Raw genomic sequence first — 4,492 nt, 5'->3', positions numbered from 1 at the left:
GGATACCACAAGCGTTCACTCTCAGAAACAGCGATGTATCGAGTTAAACAGTTGCTAGGAGGGAAACTGAGCTTAAGAAATTACAATGCCCAGGTGGGTGAAACTTACGCGATGATAAAAGCGTTGAACAAGCTTACTAGGTTAGGTATGCCTAAAACCTGTCGTATTGACTAAGAAATACGCGAAACGGGTTGGCTCTATATCTAAATTTAATTACGCAACAAAGCCAGTATATTGCAGTCCATACAAGCACTCATGAAATCATTTCAATAGAGCCAAGCTTAGATACAATTAAGATTACGCGTACATTTGTGCTTATTGCACCAAGTGGGGTGTACCTTCTGGAAGCGTGCTCAGTATCGAAACCTCGCTGTTGGTTAACCGAAGTTATATGGCTTAAGTATATATTGGAAACAGCTACGTCCATTCTCAAAAATGGCTATTTATATAGTTAATCAGTTGTTAAGAGGAGATTGGACTTAAGAAATACAATGTATAAATGAGTAAAAGTTACGCATGATCAAACCGCTGAATTACGTAACAAAGCTCATAAAAATGGCACCTCACTTGTAAAATATGGTGCCATTTATTGTTTTAGTATTTAACGAATCCTATTAAAACTAATTAGCTGGACGCCAAACGCCCCACTTGTCGTTTTCGTAAGTCGCTTTCGGGTTTTCACCACCCTGAATCCACCACTGCGCTTTCCAGGACTGGTTAGAGTAAGTCACAACCTCACCACCTAGGTAAACCTTAGATGAATCCCATGTGCCATTGTCTGGGTCCGGAGTCGGATCTGGATCCGGCGTTGGATCTGGGTCAGGTGTCACACCACCATCTTCAGCAATCACTTCGAATGTAAAGGTTTCAACACTCTCACTTTCAATAGAGCTAGCAACGAAAGATAACGTTTCGTTCGCAGTGATCGCTGTAGTATCAATCACAATTGAAGCCGTACCATTGTTTTGGATGCTTACTGTAGAACCTTGTGTTTGCGTAAAGTTAGCGGCTTCACTTGTTGCAATCACAACTTTGTCACCCGCATTCACTACATTGTCACTCTTAACTAGTTCGTAGATATCGCCTTTCAACGGTTCAACACCGCCATCACCACCGTCAATCAACGTCAATTGACCTGAAGCTCGACCATCTTTTGAGTTGAAGAAGTTACGTGAAGGATCATTCTGGAAGTACATGTAGTGCTGCATTTCAGCATGCCAGTCGCCGATAAAGACCGCACCATCTTTGAACTCTTCATGCCAACCATTAATTTCTGAAGCAAGTAAACGAGCCCAATCGTTAACGTTGCTTGCGTCAATCGCGATGTCGAAACTACGCGCTACTTCACCATACTTGTTAATGATGTCGTACTTCACTGTGTCACCAATCTCTGGCGTACCGAACTGGTCAGACACAAACAAGTCGCCACGTACTAGATCTGGTTGCGGTGTAGGATCTGGCGGAGGAGTTGTACCACCAGTAATGGTGATGTCTGAACAGTTATAGAAGCCTTCACCTGCCGAATCATTACGCTGCCAGCGCACAAATAAAATTGCATCGCCAGAACGGTCTGAAGGAATGGTTACATTGATTCGGTATTTGCCGCCATTTACAGGAACATTGCCCTCTTCTTGGATAAGCTCTAAATCGCCCCATGCCAAGCCTTTACTCAAGTCTGCATTTGGTTTGGTTAGGTAGAACTCCCAAAATGAAGGGTTGTGTGGCGCGGTCGCGTTGAATACATATTCAAACGTGCCAGTGCTTAGCTCAGTGCGTGTCCAACCCGTGTGAGGCGCACCCATACCACGCTTTTGCGAATCATTGGCGTAACATAACGTGCCGTTAGGAATCGCTGCTTTTACTGCATTGATGTTATTGAAATCCTGGATATTTTTCGCATATTCGTTACGCTGAACAAACGGATATGAGCCAGAAATTTCTTTAGCTTGAGCACAGGCTGCATTTGGTGGTGTGCCCGACCAAATGCCACCTTGCTCGTAACACGTGTTCTGACGTGCACTTGGAAATTCAGACCAACCATGAGCATTTGCCACTGACGGCACACTCGATAGCATAGCCATACCTACTGCTATTTTTAGAATGTTGTTATTTATTGTTGTCACTTTCCCACTCTCTTTTATTTTCCCCTACACACTACACCAACAGGTTATTTACCAACCAAAGTTGCAGTTCATGGGTTTATCGTTTTTGTTTAAAGAACAACGGAAAATATATACGTCAATTTTATCAATGGTAGCGAGTTTTATATTGATAGGAATCGAAATCACACAACTCACATAAATGCGTTGTCAATAGATGATGTTGCTTCGAATTATTGGATTTCAGTATTCTGTCTTGATTGTAGACATAACATTCAAAGCGAATAAAAAGCGGCTTAACAAATAAGCCGCTTTGCGATTCCCCTATACAGAAGAGAATCAAATCAGAAAGGTAAGTGAGATCTTAGTCGAGCTTTTTCCATTGCTGTTCCACCCAATTTGGATCGGCAGCAACACCCGGTAAGTAGGCTTCATTGTTACATTCTGCCGCCCAAGGGCCGTAACATTGATAAACACCCTCTCCTTCAAATAGCACAATGTCTCCATCTACATAACTACCGAACCCTTCAGGGTAAACATAGTCATGTTGTGGTGGCGGAGTGCCCGCTTCAACTAAGTGGAAATCGAGAGTTTGCTGACCAACTAGCTTACCTTCGCTGTTTTTAACACTCACCACTAACAGATGGTGACCAGCCTCAGATTTAGATAGCGGCAACGTGACCGATTCAGAGGTTTCATCTTCGACCTGGCCACTCCAATGCGCTAGAAACTCACGTCCATGGCTATATACCGTAAGTTCAGCTTGAGCGTCACCTTCGGCAATCAGTGTAAGATCGAGAACCGTCGCTTCGTCTCCAATGATGTATTCAGGCTCTAGCCCTTCAACAGTCAGTGATGTATCTGGTTCAGGCACCTCAACATCGTAGCCTATCTCGACACGCTGGATACCACTGTCTTTATTGACGTATATTGGGTTAACGCCATAAATAGGATCGAACCCGTTTTCGCTCCATACGCCAGACTTAATATCGTCATGCCCTTGGTTAACTTTGGTCGCTAATGCCTTTGACCAGTTCTTTGGTTGTCCTGACTCACTGCTCGCAATCTCGATTCGAGTACTCAATGATGGGTTTTCACCTGATCCATCAAACACACGTGTGTATACCGCATCACCCTCTTTCAAATTCATGGTCGGAATTATCTGGCCTGCTTTTTCCCAACCCGGTAATTGAGAGTCATCGCCATCAAACACAACATCAATTGCGTTATAGAAAGCTTTGTCTGTATCGCCAACATCCCAAACCGCCAAAATCACGTGATAGCCTTCTCGCTCCGGCACATTACAAGTGTGAGTAGCCGTATCTTGTGTTATCTCTCCACCACCATCAACTTCACAGAAAGGTGTAAGGTCAAACGAAGCACGTTCCAATGGTGAGTTTTGGTCCCAACCTTCTTTTGTGATGTAATATTTAAAACCAGCGGCTACGTGGTTAGCCTTAAATGTCCACTCAAACTCCTGGATACCTGCTTCGATTGAGCGTTTCTGCCAACGCTCGGAAGTTTGCTCATCTAGATTTCTCGCCATTGCTATTTCAGCACTGGCAATGTAACCATCAGGTGGTCCATTTTCCGGGAAGCCATCAAAGCCTTCCACACTTTGAGGCTCATACTGTATGTTGCCACAATCCATGTTCTTCGGCTGTCCCTCTGAGTCTTCTAAGTGACACAAAGCAACACGGCTTATGATGTTGCCATCATCATTTAGTGACACAAAACCGTGTGCCATTGCACCACCACAGACTGTAGACAAAGCGATTGCTAAAGCCGTTTTCTCGATTTTTATTCCCATAACCATTCCAAATTAAAGACTTTATTTGCCAAGCCGCAGGCTACTTGTCTTGTCCTGCTGGCTGATTTAACTTTCTTGCATGAACCAACGACCACACTTCATTAATCGTTACTTGGCTCGAACATTAATAAAGTGAGTGCATATTGTTCAACTTGAGAATGGTTGATGAAGTTTAGATTATTTAGTCAATAAACCTAATTGATACTCAACAAAGGTGACATAAGGCTGAGGGCAGCTTATATATCTGAAAAACATGAGGTTTACCCAGAGAAGAAATGAATCAGCTACTGGTTGTTAATTGGATTTTAGGCTTATTTAAGGTTCATCGCGGATTAGCGGGAACTAAAAACAAAAACGGTAGTAAGTGATATGGTTTAGTCGCCAAACAAAAATCATACACAAACTACCGTTTTCATGCCGAATCATACTTTCCTATCTTCATTCTGGGAAGGCTTTAAAATAGTAAAGTCTCACCAGACAGCATCACTTATTACACTGACTCTTAAACCTAACTCTGAGGCTAAATGCCTTTGCGGTCTTGAAGCCGAGGCTATCCATGAGTAGCCGAGGCTATCCATGAGTA

Annotated in this window: 2 protein-coding genes and 1 pseudogene; 1 reads left to right on the top strand and 2 read right to left on the bottom strand. The window is 43.3% G+C overall.

What is annotated here, in order from left to right; genetic code table 11:
* Positions 1-174 (top strand): annotated as a pseudogene (locus L1D55_RS26860) (IS5/IS1182 family transposase); the annotation flags it as partial.
* Positions 175-620: 446 nt separating this feature from the next.
* On the opposite strand, the gene L1D55_RS26855 reads toward L1D55_RS26860, so the two are convergent.
* Complete coding sequence (locus tag L1D55_RS26855) at positions 621-2,075, bottom strand: lytic polysaccharide monooxygenase (RefSeq protein WP_239919480.1); 1,455 nt, start codon at positions 2,073-2,075, stop codon at positions 621-623.
* A gap of 388 nt (positions 2,076-2,463) precedes the next feature.
* On the bottom strand, positions 2,464-3,909 hold the full coding sequence (gene gbpA / locus L1D55_RS26850; protein WP_239919479.1) for an N-acetylglucosamine-binding protein GbpA: 1,446 nt from the start codon (positions 3,907-3,909) through the stop codon (positions 2,464-2,466).
* Between the last annotated feature and the right edge of the window lie 583 nt (positions 3,910-4,492).

This window comes from Vibrio sp. Isolate22, assembly GCF_022398115.1.
In the GTDB taxonomy this organism is placed as follows: domain Bacteria; phylum Pseudomonadota; class Gammaproteobacteria; order Enterobacterales; family Vibrionaceae; genus Vibrio.
The sequence above is the reverse complement of the archived record's forward strand: the minus strand, read 5'-3'. Positions and strand labels throughout refer to the sequence as shown.

Bases quoted from the DNA above. Each gene is read 5' to 3' on its own strand.
- L1D55_RS26855 (WP_239919480.1), bottom strand. From the start codon at position 2,075: ATGCTATCGAGTGTGCCGTCAGTGGCAAATGCTCATGGTTGGTCTGAA.
- gbpA (WP_239919479.1), bottom strand. From the start codon at position 3,909: ATGGGAATAAAAATCGAGAAAACGGCTTTAGCAATCGCTTTGTCTACA.